Source organism: Bacillus sp. MMSF_3328 (genome assembly GCF_030733525.1).
GTDB classification, from domain to species: Bacteria; Bacillota; Bacilli; order Bacillales; family Cytobacillaceae; genus Bacillus_AB; species Bacillus_AB infantis.
The window spans coordinates 88,170-109,093 of the sequence record NZ_JASHIV010000015.1; the positions used below are offsets into that span (position 1 = coordinate 88,170).

At 47.3% G+C, this 20,924-nt stretch carries 19 protein-coding genes and 1 pseudogene; 3 read left to right on the forward strand and 17 right to left on the reverse strand.

Annotated elements, in window-relative coordinates; translation table 11 throughout:
* Positions 1-113: 113 nt before the first annotated feature.
* From RBB45_RS19740 to RBB45_RS19820, 17 genes are all read right to left on the reverse strand, one after another.
* On the reverse strand, positions 114-1,250 hold the full coding sequence (locus RBB45_RS19740) for a homogentisate 1,2-dioxygenase (RefSeq protein WP_306010247.1): 1,137 nt from the start codon (positions 1,248-1,250) through the stop codon (positions 114-116).
* A 29-nt stretch (positions 1,251-1,279) separates the two neighbouring features.
* Entirely contained in the window at positions 1,280-2,197 is a 918-nt protein-coding gene (locus RBB45_RS19745; RefSeq protein WP_148949517.1) for a fumarylacetoacetate hydrolase family protein, read from the reverse strand.
* 4 nt (positions 2,198-2,201) lie between these two features.
* Positions 2,202-2,822: a flavin reductase family protein gene (locus tag RBB45_RS19750; RefSeq protein ID WP_009790884.1), complete on the reverse strand. Its 621-nt coding sequence runs from the start codon at positions 2,820-2,822 to the stop codon at positions 2,202-2,204.
* A 2-nt stretch (positions 2,823-2,824) separates the two neighbouring features.
* On the reverse strand, positions 2,825-3,916 hold the full coding sequence (gene hisC / locus RBB45_RS19755; protein ID WP_224951922.1) for a histidinol-phosphate transaminase: 1,092 nt from the start codon (positions 3,914-3,916) through the stop codon (positions 2,825-2,827).
* 28 nt (positions 3,917-3,944) lie between these two features.
* Positions 3,945-5,060 carry a 4-hydroxyphenylpyruvate dioxygenase gene (gene hppD, locus RBB45_RS19760; protein WP_009790882.1) on the reverse strand — a complete coding sequence of 372 codons (1,116 nt, stop codon included), beginning with the start codon at positions 5,058-5,060 and terminating at the stop codon, positions 3,945-3,947.
* A 101-nt stretch (positions 5,061-5,161) separates the two neighbouring features.
* A complete protein-coding gene (locus RBB45_RS19765; RefSeq protein WP_306010238.1) occupies positions 5,162-6,592 on the reverse strand; it encodes a dihydrolipoyl dehydrogenase family protein in 1,431 nt (476 codons plus the stop codon).
* Positions 6,592-7,767: a dihydrolipoamide acetyltransferase family protein gene (locus RBB45_RS19770; RefSeq protein ID WP_306010239.1), complete on the reverse strand. Its 1,176-nt coding sequence runs from the start codon at positions 7,765-7,767 to the stop codon at positions 6,592-6,594. Before RBB45_RS19770 ends, RBB45_RS19765 begins: the two co-directional genes overlap by 1 nt.
* 36 nt (positions 7,768-7,803) lie before the next feature.
* A complete protein-coding gene (locus RBB45_RS19775) occupies positions 7,804-8,799 on the reverse strand; it encodes an alpha-ketoacid dehydrogenase subunit beta (RefSeq protein WP_306010240.1) in 996 nt (331 codons plus the stop codon).
* Positions 8,800-9,858 (reverse strand): pyruvate dehydrogenase (acetyl-transferring) E1 component subunit alpha, encoded by a 1,059-nt coding sequence (pdhA, locus tag RBB45_RS19780; RefSeq protein ID WP_148949522.1) that lies wholly within the window; start codon positions 9,856-9,858, stop codon positions 8,800-8,802. It lies immediately after the preceding gene.
* 36 nt (positions 9,859-9,894) lie between these two features.
* Positions 9,895-11,001, reverse strand: coding sequence for a Glu/Leu/Phe/Val dehydrogenase dimerization domain-containing protein (locus RBB45_RS19785; protein WP_094769212.1), 1,107 nt, complete (start codon positions 10,999-11,001; stop codon positions 9,895-9,897).
* Between the two features lie 56 nt (positions 11,002-11,057).
* Positions 11,058-11,456 carry a thioesterase family protein gene (locus RBB45_RS19790; protein WP_306010241.1) on the reverse strand — a complete coding sequence of 133 codons (399 nt, stop codon included), beginning with the start codon at positions 11,454-11,456 and terminating at the stop codon, positions 11,058-11,060.
* Positions 11,457-11,618: 162 nt separating this feature from the next.
* Complete coding sequence (locus RBB45_RS19795; protein WP_009790875.1) at positions 11,619-12,413, reverse strand: ABC transporter ATP-binding protein; 795 nt, start codon at positions 12,411-12,413, stop codon at positions 11,619-11,621.
* Positions 12,397-13,419: an ABC transporter permease gene (locus tag RBB45_RS19800; RefSeq protein WP_306010242.1), complete on the reverse strand. Its 1,023-nt coding sequence runs from the start codon at positions 13,417-13,419 to the stop codon at positions 12,397-12,399. Before RBB45_RS19800 ends, RBB45_RS19795 begins: the two co-directional genes overlap by 17 nt.
* A gap of 19 nt (positions 13,420-13,438) precedes the next feature.
* A complete protein-coding gene (locus RBB45_RS19805) occupies positions 13,439-14,446 on the reverse strand; it encodes an ABC transporter substrate-binding protein (protein WP_148949525.1) in 1,008 nt (335 codons plus the stop codon).
* A gap of 193 nt (positions 14,447-14,639) precedes the next feature.
* Positions 14,640-15,608: an NAD(P)H-dependent flavin oxidoreductase gene (locus RBB45_RS19810; RefSeq protein ID WP_224951906.1), complete on the reverse strand. Its 969-nt coding sequence runs from the start codon at positions 15,606-15,608 to the stop codon at positions 14,640-14,642.
* Between the two features lie 493 nt (positions 15,609-16,101).
* Complete coding sequence (locus RBB45_RS19815; RefSeq protein ID WP_094769206.1) at positions 16,102-16,299, reverse strand: hypothetical protein; 198 nt, start codon at positions 16,297-16,299, stop codon at positions 16,102-16,104.
* A 36-nt stretch (positions 16,300-16,335) separates the two neighbouring features.
* Entirely contained in the window at positions 16,336-17,829 is a 1,494-nt protein-coding gene (locus RBB45_RS19820; protein WP_224951905.1) for a coiled-coil domain-containing protein, read from the reverse strand.
* Between the two features lie 119 nt (positions 17,830-17,948).
* Between RBB45_RS19820 and RBB45_RS19825 the strand changes: the two genes are divergently transcribed.
* The 3 genes and pseudogenes from RBB45_RS19825 to RBB45_RS26430 all read left to right on the forward strand — a co-directional run.
* Positions 17,949-18,566 (forward strand): hypothetical protein, encoded by a 618-nt coding sequence (locus RBB45_RS19825; protein ID WP_148949528.1) that lies wholly within the window; start codon positions 17,949-17,951, stop codon positions 18,564-18,566.
* A 37-nt stretch (positions 18,567-18,603) separates the two neighbouring features.
* Positions 18,604-19,497, forward strand: a complete 894-nt coding sequence (locus tag RBB45_RS19830) for a glycosyltransferase (RefSeq protein WP_148949529.1) — start codon at positions 18,604-18,606, stop codon at positions 19,495-19,497.
* A 556-nt stretch (positions 19,498-20,053) separates the two neighbouring features.
* Positions 20,054-20,692, forward strand: a pseudogene (locus RBB45_RS26430) (collagen-like domain-containing protein); the annotation flags it as partial.
* Positions 20,693-20,924: the final 232 nt, after the last annotated feature.

Consider the following 20,924-nt stretch of genomic DNA (forward strand, 5'->3'; position numbering starts at 1 on the left):
CCCGTGGAAAGCGAAGTGCCTGGAACGCAAAGCAACAGCCCCATCCTCAAACAAAACAGACTGTACACATATAGCATACAGTCCGTACATTTTTTAAAAAATCACCACTTCCCTCACTTCTCCAGCCAGGAATACATATAATTTTCATCTTCATATTTCCTTGCCTTCTTCACAACCTTTAAAGGCTTAAAAGTATCTATCATAACAGCCAGCTCCAGTGTTTCCTTTTTGCCAATGCTTGCCTCTGTCTTTCCCGGGTGAGGGCCGTGCGGGATTCCTCCGGGATGAAGGGTGATGGAGCCTTCCTTGATCCCTTTTCGGCTCATGAAATTCCCTTCGACATAATATAAAAGCTCATCACTGTTCACATTGCTGTGGTAATAGGGTGCCGGGATGCTTTCCGGATGATAATCATATAATCGCGGGACGAATGAGCAGACAACAAAATTATGCCCTTCAAATGTCTGGTGGACTGGCGGCGGCTGGTGGACACGGCCGGTGATCGGCTCAAAATCGGAAATATTGAAGGCCCATGGATATAGATACCCGTCCCACCCCTCGACATCAAGAGGATGATGGGCAAGAATATGTTCATGAAGATGGCCCCTCGTTTTTGTGACTACCTTATGAGGCCCTCTTTCTGTATGGGTCTCCAGTTTTTCAGGGCCACGGATATCACGCTCGCAGAATGGGCTGTGCTCAAGCAGCTGTCCGTACTCATTTCTGTACCTTTTTGGAGTCGTAATCTGGCTGAATGATTCAACAATAAGTGCCTTTGTGTCTTTTTCCGGAATGATCCTGAAAATCGTGCCGATCGGAATGACAATATAGTCCCCCGGCCCATAGCTGATTGTCCCGAACATCGTTTCAAACATGCCGTTTCCATAATGGATATAGTACATCTCATCTCCATCGCTGTTCCGGTAATAATCCTGCATATTTTCTGAGATATTAGCCGAAGCGATCAGCAGATCATCGTTTCCAAGCAGATATTCCCTTGCTTGAAGGGCATTTCCTCCATGCTTGATGTTCTCCGTCAGCAGATGCCGGTGTTTAAGTGCCGCCATTTCCTCATATTCTGGAAGATAGCTGCCTGAGAGGGATACCTCTTCTGTTTCTGTCGGCATAAAATGATGATACAAAATTGACTGAGTCCCCGAAAAGCCCTTTGTTCCCATGACCTGCTCCCTGAAAAGGGACCCATCTTCTTTTTTGAACATCGTGTGGCGTTTGTGCGGGATCCTCCCCATTTGCCTGTAGTACAAGCCTTCTCCCCCTTTCAGTCTGAAATCGTATTGAACAGCTTTCCAAGACCCGTGATTTCCAGCTCTACCGTATCGCCGGGCTTAAGCCAGCGGTGAACATCTTCCCCGAGCTCAAGGATGCAGCCGGTCCCTACTGTACCAGAACCAATCAGCTCCCCAGGGTAAAGTGTGGTATTCTCTGAAGCCCGCTCTATCATTTCACTGAATGAATAATAGATATCCTTAAGATTTCCTTCTGACAGCAGGATCCCGTTCACTTTCGCTGTCATATCCAAATCATACCCATTGTCCACCCGATAGCTCTCCAGCTCATCTTTTGTCACAATATAAGGGCCGATTGAAGTGGCAAAATCCTTTCCTTTTGCCGGTCCAAGACCGACCTTCATTTCTTTTCTTTGAATATCCCTGGCACTCCAGTCATTTAAGATGCAGTATCCAAAAATATATCCGTCCGCCTCTTTGGCAGAGATATTTTGGCCTTCTTTGCCGATGATACAGGCAATTTCCAATTCATAGTCCAGCTTGCTGCAGCCGGCAGGCAGAGTAATAGGCTCACCTGTCCCTTTTATGGATAGATGGTTGGAAAAATAAAATACCGGCAGCTCATACCATTCTTTTACCATTTCCAGGCCCCTGTTTTCCCGGGCTGTTTTGACATGCTCCTCAAAAGCATAAAAGTCACGGAAGCTTTTTGGGCATGGAAGCGGAGCCTTCAGTGTTACTTCCTCCAAAGGGTAAGCACCGCTGCCCGATTCTTTCCATTCAGGATGTGACTCAATCTGCTCCATGAAAAATGGATGATTTTCTAAAAATGCCAATAATGTTTTTGGTAGGATTCCCTTCGAAGCTTCATGCATATCAACAGCAGCAGTGCCCTCCAGCCAGCCGGACCTGACCGATCCATCCTGTTTTTGAAAGGTTATGAACTTCATTCCATCACCCCGGATCTGATTTTCTGATAATCTCGAAAACATCTGCAAGCGGGCCAGTATACATATGTCCCGCCAGCCTTCCAACCGGATCCAGCTTTTCAGTGTCGATTTTCCCATTATGATACAGGTCATCATTCACCTGCACATGCCTAACCATGCCAATCACCAGGCTTCCAGACCCTGGACCGTCTCCAAAGTGCAGGAGCTGATGGAGAGTGCATTCAAGATGGACTTGGGAACGCTTAATTCTCGGCGGCTTCACACTAGCGCTTCTTTCCTGCTCCAGCCCCGCCATTTCCAGTTCATTTACTTCACGTGCATAATCCGCTGCACATATATTCATTTTCTCTGCCATACTTCTGCTGACGATATTGATGACAAACTCCCCGGTTTCTTCAATATTAAGAAGTGTATCTTTTTTCTTTCCGTCTGTTCCCTTTCGCATAGGGGAAAAGCATACAAGCAGGGGGTTCGCACAGACGGCTGTAAAAAAGCTAAATGGTGCTGCATTGACGTTGCCGCTGTTGTCCATGGTCGTTACAAAGGCGATGGGACGGGGAAGAATGGATCCTGACAGGATTTTGTACCCCTCCTGCCAGGATAGGGAAGACACCGGGATTTCCACTTTTACACTCTCCTCCCCCTCACGGCCTGGCCAATAGCTTCAAGAACTGCATCATTATCTTCCTCTGTACCGATTGTTAATCTGACAGCCTCTCCCTGAAAGCTTGCATGAGTAAATTTCCTGACGATGATGCCTGATTCCATGAGCTTTTCAGCAAGTGCCCCTTGAATGAAAAGAAAGTTAGCTTCTGAGGCATAACACATGAATCCAAGCTCTTGAATACGGCCGCGCATTCTTTCTCTTTCCGTTCTGTTCTTTTCTCCACTCATCCTGACAAAATACTGATCCTCCAGCGCTGCTATGGCTGCGGCCTGTGAGAGGGCATTCACATTGAATACCTCCCTTACCTTATCCAGCTCTGCTATGATGGATGGATGCATCATTCCATATCCTGCCCGGAGCCCTGCAAGCCCGTATGCTTTTGAAAATGTCCGCAATACTGCAACATTATCGTGGAAGGTAAGCAGTTTTTCTGCCTCAGTCCTTTTTTCATGGTTCATATATTCATAATAGGCTTCATCCAGAACGATAAGTATATGTGCCGGTACAGCAGCGATGAATTGCTGGATAGCCTCTTTACATAAAGCTGTACCTGTCGGGTTGTTTGGATTGCAGATAAAGATCATCTTTGTTCTGGAGCTAATGCGGCTGCCCATCTCTACTAGATCGTGTAAGCCATCTTTAAGCGGGACTTCGACAGCCTTTCCGCCTTCAATCACGACATTTGCCTTGTACCTGGGAAAGGTAAGGTCTGCCATGATTGCTTCATCACCTTCACTGATATAGGCTCTTGCCAGGAGCCTGATGAGTTCCTCGGAACCGTTGCCGATTGAAATATACTCAGAAGGCAGATTGAGGAAATTGCCCAATGTCCGTTTGAGCGCTGAACATGCCCCATCAGGGTAGCGGGAGAGGTTTCCGGCCTGTTTGCTCATGGCTAAACTGACTAGCTTTGAGCAGCCGTATGCATTTTCATTGTCTGCAAGGCTTCTGATGCGGGAAAGCTTGTATTTTTCTTTTAATTCTTCTGCAGCTATCCCTAAAGGATAAGGGGTGATTCCCCTGATGCTTTCCTTCGTTAAAATCCGATCCATAGGAGAACCCCCTTTCTGTTTATAAGAATTACAGGTTTCCGCGTCTTTCCTGCTCTCTTTCAATCGACTCGAACAGCGCCTTGAAATTGCCTTCGCCAAACCCTCTTGCTCCTTTGCGCTGGATGATTTCGATGAATAAAGTAGGCCTGTCGACGACCGGCTTTGTAAAGATCTGCAAGAGGTAGCCTTCATCATCCCTGTCTACCAGAATGCTGAGCTCTTTCAGCTTATCAATCTCTTCGTCTATTTGGCCGACCCTCTCAGACAGCATCTCATAATAGGAAGAAGGAGTATCAAGGAATTCAACCCCATTTTTTCTGAGGACAGATACCGTCTGGACAATATCCTCTGTTAGGATGGCCAAATGCTGTACGCCTGCCCCATTATAGAATTCCAGGAACTCCTGGATTTGCGATTTCCTTTTCCCTTCTGCCGGTTCATTAATCGGGAACTTGATTCTTCCGCCGTTATGCATCACTTTGGACATGAGTGCGGAATATTCTGTGCTGATGTCAGAATCGGTGAAATGCTTCATTTCCTTGAATCCCATGACATTGGCGTAATAGTTCACCCATTCTTCCATTTCTTCCACATTTCCGACCACATGATCGATGCCGATGAAGCCGGCATCCTCGAATGGGGCCTTCGTTTCATATGGCTCATAACCCGGCATAAAGGCACCCTTATAATGATTCCGTTCCACCAAAGTGTGTATGGTATCTCCATATGTACCGATCACCGCCTTTTTGAGCTTGCCATGGTCATCCTCCAGCTCAAATGGCGGAACCAGTTCAATTGCGCCGCGCTCTACCGCACCTTTGTAAGCACTTTCAACATCATCAACAGCAAGGGCGATATCTTTGACCCCGTCACCGTGCTTCTTCACAAAAGCAGCCACCTTTGTTTCCTCTGTGAGCGAGCCTGTCACTACCAGCCTGATTTTTCGCTGCTGCAGTACATATGACACTGTCTCCCTGTTTCCTGTCTCAAGCCCTGAATAAGCGACAGGCTTGAAGCCAAAGCATGTGCAGAGGTAATGGCTGGCCTGTTTGGCATTGCCTGTATAAATTTCAAGATAGTCGACTTCCTTGACCGGAAAAATTTCTTCTGCCTTTTGTAATGGCGAAACCGTTCTTTGTTCCATCCTAATCCCTCCAACTGTTTTAATTTTCAGATTTATCTTAAAATATTTCTTTTCCTTCAGGCAAGAGCGCAGTGTGAAGCTCTGCTGCTGTAAAGCATTTCTTATGTTTTCACTTTTTCCCTAGCAGGCAGATGGATGCTTCTCGCTTTAAGAGATTCTACCGCTTCCAGCAGGGCTTCTGCTGAACTTGGATGAGCATACACAGGAAACAGCATATCTTCTTCCCTGGCAGCCATTTCAAGCAAAGAGACACCAGCACAAATCAGTTCCTGTGCGCCATCTCCTATCATATGAACGCCTAAAAGAAAGCCTGTTTCCTTTTCAAAAATCACTTTGGCCATTCCTTCCCTGCTCCCCTTCACACTTGCATAGCCCAAGGAAGAAAAAGGAAAGATTCCCGTGTCTATTTTATAACCCGCTTCCAGTGCCTCTTGCTCCGTCAGACCTGCATAAGCAATAGGCGGCTGGGTATGGATGACAACAGGGGCAAAACGCAAGTCAGCCTCCGTTTTCAAACCGGCAATCGTTTCGGCTGCAGCCTTTCCCTGTCTGATTGCCTTTGATGCGAGCGGCGGTCCGTCTGCCACGTCCCCAGCTGCAAAAATATGGCTGACAGAGGTTTTCCCTTGCTGGTCTATCTTAATAAATCCCGCTGTGTCTATTTCCACTCCCGCTCTATCAAGCCCCAGATTGGCAGTATTGGGCCGGAAGCCGGCTGCAGTTAAGAAACAGCTTCCTTTCAGCTGCTTATTTTCTCCGCCCAGTTCATAATTAATCTCGACACCCGAACCGCTTTCTTCTACAGACAGGAGCTTTGCCCCGCGGTAAACTTTGATTCTATTTTTCTTCAAGATTCTGCCGATCTCCCTATTCACAGCCGCATCAAATCCAAAATCATCTTTTTCCTGATCCAGCATAATTGATGTCCTGGCCCCGAAAGCCTGAAAGCTCATGGCCATTTCCAGGGCGATATAGCCGCTCCCGTAAATAATGAGCTCATCAGGAAGCTTTTTCAGGGAAAATACAGACCAGCAGTCCAAAAGCTTTTCGGAACGCGGGGAATTATCGTGTGGCCAAATTGGTGTGCTTCCGGTTGCTATGAGGCAGTGTTTGAAGCGGAATACCTGATATGCTTCGCCATTTTCAATGCCCATCCGGTCAGCTGAGAGAAAAAAGGCATTGCCTTTCACCAGCTCAATCTCATTGCTTTTGCACAGCTCTTCAACTCCTTTTTTCAGCTGTGCTGTTTTCCGGTCTTTTTCATTCATGAGCTTTTCCAGCTGGAAAGCGGAAAAAGACAGTTCAATGCCGTATTCACCCGCAGCCTTTATCTTCCTGATCCGGTCTGCAGCTTCGGCATAAAGCTTAGAAGGAATGCACCCCTTATGGAGGCATACACCGCCAAGATCCGTTTTTTCAATCAGCGTGACCTTTCTGCCTAGCTGTGCCGCCCTGATGGCTGCCTGGTAGCCGCCGGGTCCCCCTCCAATGATCACAACATCCTTTTCATAAGCCAGTTCCCCTACTACCATCACACCAGCTCCAATAGCATCAGTTTGGGATTCTCGATCAGTTCCGCAAAACGGTTAGTAAAACCGACAGCAGCAGCGCCATCTGCTATCCTGTGGTCAAATGACATGGAAAGCTTCATGATGGAGCGGATGACAATCTGATCGTCCTTATCGACCACCGGCATTTTTTTCGTCTTATGCAAGGAAATAATGCTTGTCTGCGGGTGCAGGATGATCGGGGTGGCGCCGGTGCTGCCGTTCAATGGCCCCACATTGCTTACCGTGAAAGTGCCTCCGGCCGTTTCCTTTGCCAACAGCCTGCCATCCAGCGCCTTCCTGGTCAAATTCTGCAGATCCGCTGCGATTTCGGCAATCGTCTTTTCCTCCGCATTCCGGATGACCGGCACGATAAGGCCATCCTCCGCATTGACGGCCACCCCAATATGGTGCTCAGGCAGCAAATGGATCAGTCCAGCCTTCTCATCCAGCCTGCTGTTAAACACGGGGAAGCGTTTGAGAGCCATTGATAAAGCTTTTATATAAAAAGCTGTCATCGTCACTTGCTTTTCCTGCTTTTTGAGCTCTTCCCGGTATACGGAAAGCTCTGTGACATCCACATCCTCAAAATGGGTGCAATGAGGAATAAGGGAAAGCGACTGAACCATCTTCTCGGCAGTCATTTTCCGCCGTCCTGAGTAAGAGATGGCAGAATCATGAGCGGCTACCGGTCTCTCTGGATCTTTTTTTATCTTCCCGGACTCTTTTTCCCTTGCAGACACATCACCTTGTCCGGCCATCCTGAAAATATCGGTGTCCACCACTCTTCCGCCAGGACCTGATCCTTCAATATCATCTATGTTTATATCATTTTCTCTTGCAAGCTTCCTTGTGTAAGGTGATGCGAGGATTCTCTTCACTTGTTTGCCAGCTTGTGATCCCTCTTCAATTGCTGCTTGGCGGCTGTTTTCCGGCTCCAGCAGAAGCAGTACTGCCCCAACTTCTACCGTCTCCCCTGGCTTTACCGCAAACTCACGGACTATGCCCGCTCTTGGCGCAGGTATTTCTGCTGTCATTTTATCGGTCTGAACCTCGACCAGGGGCTCATCCGCCCGCACAAAATCACCCTGTTTGACAAGGAAACAATTGATTTCTGCTTCTGACATCCCTTCCCCGATATCATGGAGCTTCACTTCCATATTAAAACACCTCCTGATAAAAGCTCAGTTGATTGCTTAGAACGTCCAGACCTTTTCAATCGCACGGCAGACTCGTTCAGCCGTCGGCAGATAATGGTCTTCAAAACCGAAATAGGGAACAGGTGCATCAAAGCCTGCAACCAGTTCAGCCGGTGCTTTCTGATATAAGAAGGAGGTATCATTGATAATGGCCAGAACATCATTGCCAACAGAGGTTGATGCATGAGCCTCCTGGACAATGACGGTGCGCCCCGTTTTCTGCACCGAGGCAGAGATGATATCCTTATCCAGAGGATACAAGGTGCGGAGGTCTAGAACATCACATGAAATACCTTTTCTCTTCATTTCCTCAGCAGCCTTCATGGCAATCGGCACCATAGCGCCCCAGGCGATGACCGTCACATCATCTCCATCCATTAATTTACTCCCTTTGCCTATCTCTACGGCATACTTTCCCTCCGGCACCTCTGCCCGCAGTGACCGATAGCTTTTCATCGGTTCTAGAAACAGGACAGGGTCAGGATCCTCAATGGCGGCAATCAAGAGCCCTTTTGCATCAGCCGGATTGGACGGGCAGACTACCTTAATGCCCGGCATATGGGTAAAAAGGGCTTCAGTACTGTCACAATGGATTTCCGGTGCTCTTACTCCTGCACCATATGGGGCCCTTATCACAAGCGGGACGGTATAATGTCCCATCGACCTCATTCGGAGCCGGGAGGCATGTGTCATGATCTGCTCAAAGGCAGGATAAATAAAGCCAAGAAACTGGATTTCCGCCACAGGCCTGAATCCATTGACGGCCATCCCGATGCTTGCACCGATGAATCCCGCTTCACTCAGCGGGGTGTCCATGACCCGCTCTTCACCGTATTTTTCCTGCAGGCCTTCGGTCGCGCGGAACACCCCTCCATTTTTCCCGATATCCTCTCCGAGCACCAGAACTTCATCATTTTCCGCCAGCATGATGTCCAATGCTTCATTTACTGCCTGTACAAGCGTCATGGTGCTGGTCTTGACTGCTGTTTCCATCTAAGCACCCCCAAGCTGGCTAAGGTATTTTTCCTTTTGCTCTTTTAGCGGCCATATCAGCTCTGCAAACACATGATCAAAAATATCAGCCGGATCGGCAGGCGGGTATGCTTCCATCTCTGCAATAGCCAAATCAATTTCTGCAGCTGCTTCCGATTCTGCTCTCTTTGCCCAGTTCTCATCGTACAGATCTTTATTCTTCAGCCAGCGTTCCATTCTAAGAATCGGATCGATTTTTCCTCTTAGAACGCTGCTTTCCTGCTGATCCCTGTATTTGGCGGGATCATCGGCGGTCGTATGGGCACCATATCTCCATGTCACCGCCTCGATTAAGGTCGGACCGCCGCCTTCCCTTGCCCTCTCCAGCGCCTTTTTGGTCTCACGATATACAGCAAATACATCGTTCCCATCAACCCGGACACCAGGAATGTCATAGGCAAGGCTTTTTTGCGCAATAGTTTTGGTATTCATCTGCTTTGACAGCGGGACGGAAATCGCATATTGGTTGTTTTGATTGAAAAAGACCACAGGCGCCTTAACGATGCTGGCAAAATTGAGGCCCTCATGAAAATCCCCTTCAGAAGTGGCCCCGTCTCCAAAATAGACAATGGCAGCTTTTTTCGTTCCTTTGCGTTTTTCCGCATATGCCGCCCCGGCTGCATGTGGGATCTGGGTGGCGATCGGAATTGCAGGAGGAAAGATATTCTTTCCTTCAGGGGGAATGCATCCTTCATTTCGTCCGTTCCAGAATAGCAGCACGTTTCTCATTGAATGCCCGAAAGCCAAAGCTGCTCCATGGTCCCGATAGGTAGGGAACATCCAATCCGATTCTTCGAGCGCCATCGCGCTCCCTATCTGGGCAGCTTCCTGGCCTTCAAACGGAGCATACGTCCCTATCCTTCCCTGGCGCTGCAGGCTGACCGCTTTCCGGTCAAAGACCCTGATCCGGACAAGCTGCCTGTAGAACTCCAGAGCAAGCTCTGTGTCAAACCCTGAGGTACCGGATACCTCGTTTCCGTTTTCATCAATCATCCTATTGACTGGAAATTGGCTCTCCATCCTATCACCCTTTTCAGTAAAGTCATTGGCATACAGTTATGTCCGGACTGCCCATTTCGGCCGTTTCATATGGGAAAAAAAGCTGTTCCTCCTGGTTCTCGCTTCAATCCTCTGCTCGCAGAACTGGTTGGCAGCCTCAATGGTTGTGATCCCTTCAGCTGCCGAATAGTCGTACACATTAAGCAGCGCACTATATATCGCCTTCGTTTTCCGGAGGACCCTTTCTTTATTAGGGGAATACAGTTCATCTGCCACCTGGATAAGTCCGCCGGCATTCACAATATAGTCCGGTGCATAAAGAATTCCTTTTTGCTGGAGCATGCCGCCATGCCTGAATTCAAGCAGCTGATTATTCGCCGACCCGGCAACCGCCCTGACCCGGAGCTGTTCTATACTTTCATCGTTGAGGATGCCTCCCAGAGCACAGGGGACAAAGACATCAGCATCTGCACGGTAAATTTCTTCACTGCTGACCGCTTTGAGGCCCGCTCCCATTTTTCCCGCCTTTGCCATCAGCTCATTGATGGCTTCTTCATTGATATCAGCAACATAAAGATCAGCGCCTTCCTCCAGCAGCTTTTCAGCCACTTTGAACCCTACCTTGCCGAGCCCCTGGATGCTGTAGGACCGTCCGCCAAGGTCCGATGTCCCATAAAGAACCTGGTTTGTGGCTTTAAGCCCATAAATCACCCCTTGGGCAGTCGGAACAGAAGAGTCCCCGCTTCCCCCATATTCTTCGTCAGCACCTACAATGCAATTGGTTTCCTTCATGGCGTGGACAAAGTCTTCAGGGGTGGTTCCCATATCTGTGCCTGTGTAGAACCTTCCATTCAACGATTCAACGAATTGGCCGAATGCCCTGAAAAGCTCGGGTGTCTTATCCTTTGAAGGATCGCCGATGATCACCGCTTTCCCTCCGCCAAAATCTACATCTGCTGCAGCGCACTTATAAGTCATCCCCTTGGACAGACGCAGGACATCTTCAAGTGCTGCGTCTGCCGAAGGATAGGGAAACATCCTGCAGCCGCCAAGTGCAGGACCCAGCCTTGTGCTGTGGATCGCAATGATCGCCTTAAGGCCTGTTGCTTCGTCGTTGCAGAACAACACCTGTTCATGCTCACGGATCGTATCAAACATATCCATCGTCTCTCAATCCCCCTCTATATGTTAGCGCTTTCATTTAATGATGCATAAAAGCTTTAGTCCAACCGGATCTTCTCTGTAAATCTTTTAATCTTGCTCCGCGGAAGGATAGCCTGGGTGACCTGCCCTTTGCCGATCACTGTATCCCCATGGAAAGCCTTGACTGATGTAAAAATCAGATTTCGTTCAAGCCTGACGACTTCCGCAGTGACATTCAATATGCTCCCCTCAGCAGCAGGAGCAAGATGCTTCACTGTGACTGCGTACCCCATCCCTTCTTCGCTCTCTTCTAAAAATGGGAGGATTACTTTTCTTGATGCCCATTCCATATAATAGACCATGCTGGCTGTGGAAAAGAGCTGGTGGACAATCTGACCCCCGAATTGCGCAAACATCTCGGATCCGACTGTCAGATGGATGGATGCAGCCGCTCCTTCTTTTAAACCCGGCTTCACTGAACAACACCCTCAAATATGTATGACGTATTTTTAACGTTATAATAACATTATGACAAACGAATAGTCAATCAATTGCAAATTTTCTTAAATCATCCAGCAAAAGAAAAAGGATTAACATAAGGCATAGTGCTGCCTCCTTAATCCTTTTCCTTCATTCATCTACGAGAGAAGAGCCCTGTCGCTTGCCAGCTGCCGGCCGCGGATTCGCTGGAACTCGCTGAGCAAATCTTCAATCCCTAATTTATTCTTTTTATCTTCTTCAATCTCCAGGATGATTTGTCCTTTATCCATCATGATAAGCCGATTCCCGAGATCCAAAGCCTGCTGCATATTATGGGTGACCATGATGGTAGTCAGCTTGTAATTGCTGACAATCTCCTTTGTGAGGCGGGTGATCAGCTCGGCCCTGGCAGGATCAAGGGCCGCAGTGTGTTCATCAAGCAGGAGGATGGAAGGCTCTGTGAAGGTGGCCATAAGCAGGGATAAAGCCTGCCTTTCACCTCCGGATAACAGTCCAACCTTGGCATTCAGCCTATTTTCAAGACCGAGATGAAGGGCCTCAAGGACTTCCCTGAAATTTTCCCTCCGCTTTTTAGTGACGCCCCTTTTAAAAGTCCTGCCTTTATTGCGGGAATAGGCCATAGCCAGATTTTCTTCTATCGTCATGCTTGGGGCCGTTCCTGCCATTGGATCCTGAAAAACCCTCCCGATCAGAAATGACCTTTTATGCTCAGGCATCATCGCCACATTTTTACCATTAATCAGCACGCTTCCTGCATCTGGAATCATGACGCCTGAAATGATATTCATCAGTGTCGACTTCCCCGCCCCATTTGAACCGATGACAGTGACAAAATCGCCCGCAGTTAAAGAAAGGCTCACACTGTCAAGAGCATTTTTCTCATCAGGCGTCCCTTCATTGAAGATTTTGCTGATATTATTTAGCTGCAGCACGCTGATCCACCTCCCTTTCTCCGGAAAGATAGCCTTCACCGGGCTGAGTGCGAAGCCTCTTGGCCTTTCTTCTTCCTTCCCTTATCCGATCAAGTGTTTTAGGCATGATCAGAGCAATGATGACAATGACCGCTGTAATGAGCTTCATGTCCCCCGGTTCAAGGAAATCTACACGCAGGGCAAGTGTGACGACGATCCTGTAGATGATTGCTCCGCCAATTACGGCAAGAGTTGTCCTTGCTATGGTTTTTGTGCCAAATATAGCTTCCCCGATGATGACCGATGCCAGTCCGATTATGATCATCCCGATGCCCATCCCGACATCAGCAAATCCACCCTGCTGGGCAATCAATGCGCCAGAGAAAGCGACAAGGCTGTTAGACAGCCCCAGGCCGAGTATGACCATCAGATTTGTATCTGCTGAGAGGCTTCTGATCATCCTTTTATTGTCGCCGGTTGCCCTTAAAGCAAGGCCTATCTCCGTTTTCAGGAACTGATCCGCCAGAAGCTTAATGGCAAATGCAGTTAACAGCATCATTATGAGGATCCCCCATGTCCTTGGAAGGCTGTCCCCCAGCCCTACGGCTGCAAGAATGCCATTCAGCATGGGATCGATCCCTGTTTTATCCCATGCATCCCTGATGCCAGTCATGGCTGTCTCTGTATTGAGAAGAGGTACATTGGACTTTCCCATGATCCTTAAATTAATGGAATACAAAGCGATCATCATCAGGATGCCGGACAGCAGGCTGTTTATTTTTCCATAAGCGTGCAGGATTCCGGTAAGGCAGCCGGCGGCAAACCCTGCTATAAGGGCAGCAGCTGTAGCGATAAAAGGATTGACGCCGCTTACGATCAGGGTTGCTGCAACGGCAGCACCCGTCACAAAGCTGCCGTCCACTGTAAGATCCGGAAAATCCAGCACCCTGAAAGAAAGATAGACACCGAGCGCCATGATACTATAGATGATGCCTGACTCAAATGCTCCGAAGATTGCTGTAAACATCTAAAGACCACGCCCTTCGCTATTCTTCATAAAACTCGGCTAGATCCTTCCATTCTTCCTTGATCTCAAGTCCTTGTTCTTCCGCAGCTTTTGGATTGAACACGAGTTTGATATTTTCAGGCAGTCCTACCGGGATTTCACTTGGCTTCTTATCTCCCTTGAGGATGTCTGCGGCCATTTTGCCAGTCTGATAGCCAATCTCGAAATAATCAAACCCGCTTGCCGCTACCCCGCCCCGCTTAAGGGAATCGAGCTCACCCACAAAAAGAGGGATTTTTTTGCTTTGTGCTACAGCTATGACCGATTCAAGTGCGGAAACGACCGTATTGTCTGTCGGGACATAGATGGCATCTGCCCTTCCTACTAAAGACTCTGCAGCCTGCTTGACTTCTGCGGAAGTGGAGACGGACGCCTCTACCACCTCGGCCCCATTTTTTTCTGCCAGTTCTTTGACTTTCTCGACCTGTACTTCAGAGTTCTGCTCTCCGGCGTTAAAGATGACGCCAATCTTCCTGGCACCTGCTTCCTTTGTCATGAAATCAATCGTTTTGCCTGTAGCATCAGGATGATTATCTGTCGTGCCGGTGATATTATCGCCCGGTTCATCAAATGACTTCACAAGCCCGGCACCGACAGGATCTGTTACTGAGGTAAATACGATGGGAATATCCTTTGTCGCATTCAATGCACTGACCGCACTTGGCGTGGCATTGGCAAAAATGAGGTCCACCTGGTCACCCGCGAAATTATTGGCAATGGTCTGTGTGTTATTCATATCTGCCTGGGCATTCTGGAAGTCATATTCAACATTATCGCCTTCTTTGAAGCCTGCTTCCTCTAGCGCCTTTTTGAAGCCTTCAGTTGCTGCATCCAGTGAAGGATGCTCGGCAAATTGAGTCAATCCGATCTGATAAATCTTCTTGTCCCCATTTTTGCTATTACCGCCTGTAGCCTCATCGCTCCCGCAGCCAGACAGGAGCAGGCTTCCTGCCAGCAGTAAAGAAGCAGCTTTGATCGATTTTTTCATGACAATCCCCCTTGCAAAATTATTGGCATCTCACACTGACTCTCTCTTCTGCTGCATTTATGTAATCGCTTACATAAAATATGATAAATTATCTCATCAGCGTTTTTACACCGTTATATTATCACCTGGTTTTAAAATATGTCAATAATATTCTAAAGATTTAGTTAATTAAAACTATTAATCTTCAACTTGCTTATTGCTGCCGGGCTTTACTGAAAACTCTAAACTGGCCTGCTGTTTTTTCGATAGCTTCTTCCGCCTCTTCCATCATCCGCTTGAACAGATCGGCAACCGCCGGAATATCTGCAATAAGCCCGGCGGTCTGCCCGGCATTCATGAACCCTCTCACCCCATCTCCTTCAAGAGCTCCTTTTTTATGATAATCTTCATTAGTAAATAAGCTGTATTCAGAAGGATTTTCTGTTTCTTTCTGAAGCAGAAAATCAGCATACTCTGTATGCAGTATTCTTCGGATCTGCCCTGCACTTCTGCCGACTATGATCGTGCTTGCATCGCTGGCATCAAGCAGAGCATTTTTGTAATTTTCGTGGAAAGGTGCCTCTTTGACTGCGATGAGGCGCGTGCCGATCTGCACGCCGCTTGCACCTAGCATGAATACAGAAGCCATTCCTCTTCCATCGCTGATCCCGCCTGCTGCCGCCACCGGAATGTTGACCCTGCTGCAGATCTGGGGGATAAGAGAAAGCGTTGTCGTTTCCAGCCTGGAATTGATGCCTGCTGCTTCATAGCCTTCAGCAGAAATAATGTCCGCTCCTGAAGCTTCCGCCTTTTCAGCCTGTCTGACCGATGCAGTGACAGCAATGGTTTTGATTCCTTTAGACTTCAGCCGGCTTATATATGGTGCGGGATTTCCAGCTGAAAGCGATACAGCTGCTGCGCCGTATTTTTCAGCAAGCTCCATTGCCTCTTCCGCAAAAGGGGACACGGTGATGGGAATATTGACAGCGAATGGCCTGCTTGTCAGGTTCCTCAGCGCAAGCAGCTTAGCTTCAATTTCTTTAGGGAGCATAGTCCCTATCCCTATGGTGCCAAGCCCTCCGGCATTGGAAACCGCGGCTGCAAGCCGGCTGCTGCTGATATTTCCCATGCCTCCTTGTATGATCGGATACTTGATATGTAAAATCTCCGTCAACCTATTCAATAGATTACCCCTTCCGTAAAAATAGTGTTACACTATTTTGAAAATTAACATAATATAAACAAAACCGCAAGGTACGTTCCATAAACTCATATAATCTGTACGCTTAAGGGGCTCTGTTTTGAAAGGTAAAGCATATCGGTACTGTCTCCTGAATCAAGACACGAAAAAGACTCCTGGATTTCCCGTATCCAGGAGCCTTTCTTATACGCTCTTTTACACAACTTATTCTTATATTAGAAAGGATCTGTCACTAACTCTATATTATGTGAAACTTTATTTTTGGCTATAACTGTACTAGTGTGCTGGTCAGCGCAAAGTTTGAGCCAACAGGGATGTATGCTTATATGCTTATGGCAGATAGAAAGACCAGAAGCGGGTACGCTTTGTCTGCAGTCTATCCGATAATGCTGCATCATCTGCTGTGCAGCCGGCTTACTATTCCTGTGGCTTTGATGTTAATGCGTGAAGCAGGAAGGACAAATGATTATTCTGTTTAACGGCCGCAGCAGGTTCTGCGGCGGGGGCGTGTACCGCCGGCAGCGCCTGAGACATATGTTGTGCTGTCCCCGCTGGGAAGCAGCTGGTTTTTATTTTCCAGCAAATTTTTCTTTTTGGCTTCGCCGGTAATCTTTCCGGCAGGAAACTTCTTTCCTTTTTTGAAGCTTTCATAGAATTTTCTGGCCTGTTCCATTTCTCTCACTCCCTGATTATTTTACCCGGTTGGCGATCAATTCTTAAATGGATTGAAAACACTTGATTGGGATTTTGCTTGGGGATAATATTTCTGAATCAGCTCCATCTTGTTGTCCTGGTTCTGGTTTTTATCATTCCTTGCTTTGTCCCTGGCCCTTCTGATAAGTGCCTCAGCCATTTCTGCTGTCTGATCTCTTGCGGATTCGGGCTTTCTTGGCGGCATCATCATTGCTGCGCTTCTCTGGGAATTTCCCATTAAATCCTGGTTTTGCCGCGGTTGCATTTTATCCTGGTCCTGCCTGTGGGAAGCGGCATTTTTTGCCTGCTGGATTTTGCCTGCAGATCTCTTTTTCATGGTTTCCACTTTGGTCTTGAGTTCTTTATCACGCTGCTCCATTTCTTTCACTTTGCCGCCAAGCTTCAAATTCTGTTCTTTATAATCGGCAAGTTCAGCCTCCAGTTCTTTCGTTTTCTGGAGGTATTCCTCATCCCTTTTGATGAAATCGCGGATCTGTTCTTTCAGCTCTTTCATTTCGCTTGTATATTGCAGTTCATTTTCTTCATAACGCTCAAAATGCCCGTTCATATCGCTTAGCAGATTTTCATATGAGCTTAAAAGAGAATGCAGTTCCTTGATTTTATCCTGAAGCTCCTCAAGCTTTGCTAAACTTTGCGTCTGACTTTCATTATTCCACCAAGACCTTAGCAAATGTATCCAGCTCCCTCTTTTTATAGTATTCACGTCTTGCTCTTCTGGAGTAGGCAATGTGAATCCATCAGTCACCCATTTTTCTGTAATATTTTGAAAGGTGCCTTTCATTTCTCCGAACCATTTGGTTTGTTCTTCCCTTATAGTCATCATCCCTGCCAGGCTGGACTGGAGATGCACGAGGATAATTCTTCTGTCATCATGATATTTATTGCTGCTGAGATCACCCGCCTTCGAGACAAGGCTGGAAAGTTTTTGGCTTTCTTCATCCAGCTTAATGGCCATTTCTTCAGCGAGTTTTCGGTTATCCTTCAGCTTCCTTTTGTACTCCATTTTCCTTCGGCTTAGCTCTTTCTCCAGCTCTTGGCTTCTCTTTGCGGAGGAAGTCAATAAAAACTCAAGATTGGTAATTTGATTGTACATATTCATTCTCTGCCGGGCATATTCATTAATGGTTTGATCTTTCTTTTGTATATCCCGCCTGAGTTCTTGATCTTCCGCCTGGATCTGATTAATTTTTGTTAAAATGTCCTTTAGCAGCTCATCTGCCCTGAAGTCATTCTCATGGCCGGAAACTGCTTCCTTTTCTTCTTGTTCTGGCCGGTCAATTGCCGGGGCCGGGACCGCTGGTGTCTCCTGCTCTATCAATGCGATATCTGACAGAAGCGCTTTTGTTTGCCCATTGTATAAAAGCAGCGTTTTCTTTATGCTGTTTAAATTATGCCTGGAGGTATCCAAAAAATTGATAATGCTTCCCGGCTCCCATGACTCTAATCCTTCAAGTTCCTCCGGTGTTGAATGATGTGCATCCTTTTTCATTGCATCCCCTCCTTCTGAGGCATTTATCTTATTTATCTATATGTGAATTTTACTTCTCCGTTACACTATACAGGCACGAAAAGATGGATCGGCAATATGTATATGCAGGGGTGATCTAATTGAAAAAAAGCTTTCTGCTTGACCGCTTTCTGACTGTGGATTATATGGAACAGCTTGTAGTAAGAAACGGGTTCAGCCTTGTCAACAAGCCTCCGAAAGATCTAAAAAAAACACTGCTGTATTATAAGAATAAACTCGATTCCGGGAATGAAGCCCCTTATATAGTAAATGAGGATGAAATAGTAATGGCAGAAATTCCGTTAAATAATGCGGAATATTATCAGATCAAATGGAATATCCCGAAACTCCTGTACTTGATAGAAAGAGAGCAGATACAGAAGACCGCCTTGCCTGAGGATCTGGCAGAAAAGCTCAGCCGGAAATCAGATATAGAAAAATTCCCCGCAGATGCTGAAAACAAAGATATCATTCTGCTATCCTATCCCCCTATTTCAAGGAAATTCATCATCGCCCAGGGCGATATGAAGAAATTGGCTGAAGACACGAAGACAATCACCGCCTATATCCTCCCGCCTTATATCCATCTTAAAGCTGCTGCCGATTCGCGTGACAGGAACTTATTCTGCATTCACTTCAATTATTCGCTCATTTGCAGCTATTTGGCTGGACAGATAACGCTTGAAGAAGCTGAAAAAAGGATCTTCCCGGTCTTTTGAATAATTACGCAATCAGGCTTTAAGGAGAGTGAGTAAAATGGCAGAATCCGCAATCGCTTCTATTATCTTCCCAGTGAAAAACGAAGGCGAAAATGTTAAAAAAACTCTGGAATCATTCTTCTCGGCATCAATTGGCCAGCCCTATGAATTGATTATTGTTGATGATCAATCAAATGATCAATGCTGTGAATTTTTAAAAACTGAGTACTTGGATAAAAACATTATTCTCGTCACTACAGACGGTGTGGGAGCCGCCAACGCGAGGAATGAAGGAGCCAAGCTAGCAAGAGGAGAAGTGCTTGTCTTCTGTGATGCCCATCTGGAGTTTGAAGACTATTGGCTGGACCTTCTGATCGAGCCTCTTCTAAAAGGCCTGACCGATGCTGTCACACCTGCCATCGGGGCCATCGGCAACCCCCATTTCACCGGCTATGGCCAGACATTATGGGTAAATGAGAGATCTTCAAAGATCCGGACACACTGGAATGTCAAACAGGACGATCTTTTTGAGACTGCCATTCTGCCGGGAGGCTGCTTTGCCATCAATCGATCGGTCTTTGAGGATGCGGGAGGTTTTGAGACTGGGTTTCCAGTTTGGGGATATGAGGATGTGGAGATTTCAATCAAGCTTTGGCTGTTCGGATATAAATGCCATGTCCAGCCAAAAGCTAAAGTGCTTCACTTATTCAGGAAGGTACAGCCTTATAGAGTTGAACTTGACGATTATTTCTATAATCTGCTCAGGCTGTCTTACCTCCATTTCAATTCTGCGAGGATTTATAAAGTCCGGAAAATGCTTATAAATGGAAACCAGAAGGAAATCGAAAATAGAGTGCTTGCAAACGGGGCATTGGAAAAAAAGAAAAGTTATCTTGCAAGGCGCAAATATGATGATGATTGGTTTTTCACCAAGTTTAATATTTTCTTTTAATCTGCCAGCCGCTTTCCGGATTGAGTTCCGGGAGCGGCCTTTTTATTGTAAGAAGGCAGTTTATCTATTTTTTTAAATTTCCTGCTGTGCCGGGACAAACTTACTGGCAAACATACTACTCTGAAATACTATATATTGAAATACGGCAGCTTCACTTTAACCGTATTGATTTAACTATATGCTGGAAGGAGGTAATTATATGGCACTATTGTCAACCGGCCCGATCCTGAATCCTGCGGTAGGCGGTTCAAGACCAACGAGAACGGTCACAATTAAAGTGGACAATAGAAATGGAGCAAGCCCAGGAACAGTAGTGATTCAAGGTTATCAGCTGAATGGTTCGCGCACTATATATGTGTCTGAGCTGGTGAACGTTCCGGCAAACGCTGTCCTTACAAGAAACTACTTTGCGAATTTCGATAGCTTCGAATTTGACTTTACAACTGGCGGAGCTGCTGAAGCGGATATCCAGGTTTCTGTTTGGGGTCGTGATGCAGCCGGAGGATTGGTAGCAGCACACCGCATCGTTTCGGATGAACTGCTGGGTTCAGATCGTGGCCCTCAAGGCCAGCAAGGTCCTCAAGGCAATACTGGGGCTCAAGGGTCCCAAGGTCCCCAAGGTACTGGAGCTCAGGGTCCTCAAGGCAGCCAAGGTCCTCAGGGCAATACTGGGGCTCAGGGGCCACAGGGCACTGGTGCACAAGGTCCTCAGGGTCCTACCGGGGCTCAGGGGGCTACTGGTTCTCAAGGCGCACAAGGTCCTCAGGGTACTGGAGAACAAGGTCCTCAAGGAATTCAAGGACCTCAAGGAGTTACTGGCGGTACCGGTGCTCAGGGGCCTCAAGGTCCTACCGGAGTAACTGGCGCTCAAGGCGCCCAGGGTCCTCAAGGGGTTACTGGTTCCCAAGGAGCTACAGGCGAGCAAGGAGCTCAAGGCCCTCAAGGGGCTACTGGTTCCCAAGGCGCACAAGGACCTCAAGGGGTTACTGGTTCTCAAGGCGTTCAAGGTCCTCAAGGTTCTACCGGTGCTCAAGGGGCTACTGGTTCTCAAGGCCCTCAAGGTCCATTTGGTGTTCAAGGTCCTCAAGGTCCTACAGGGGTTACTGGTGCACAGGGCGCCCAAGGTCCTCAAGGTTCAACTGGGGCAGCCGGCGCTCAGGGTCCTCAGGGACCTCAGGGCGAACAGGGTCCTGCGGCTCCATAGGCCTTCACAGATGGTATCCTGCTGCTTAACAGCTACTTTTGAAAAACTGCCTGCAGACTCAGTTTCTGAGACTGCAGGCTTTTTATATATAAAGCTATTCAATTATTGGTTTAATATCCGCATCCCTCCTCATACCGTCTACTATTCTATAAAGATTGCAATCTTAAAATCCGCTCCCATAAATGGACAAACTCACAATCAATCTTAAGATCAATAAATAAAA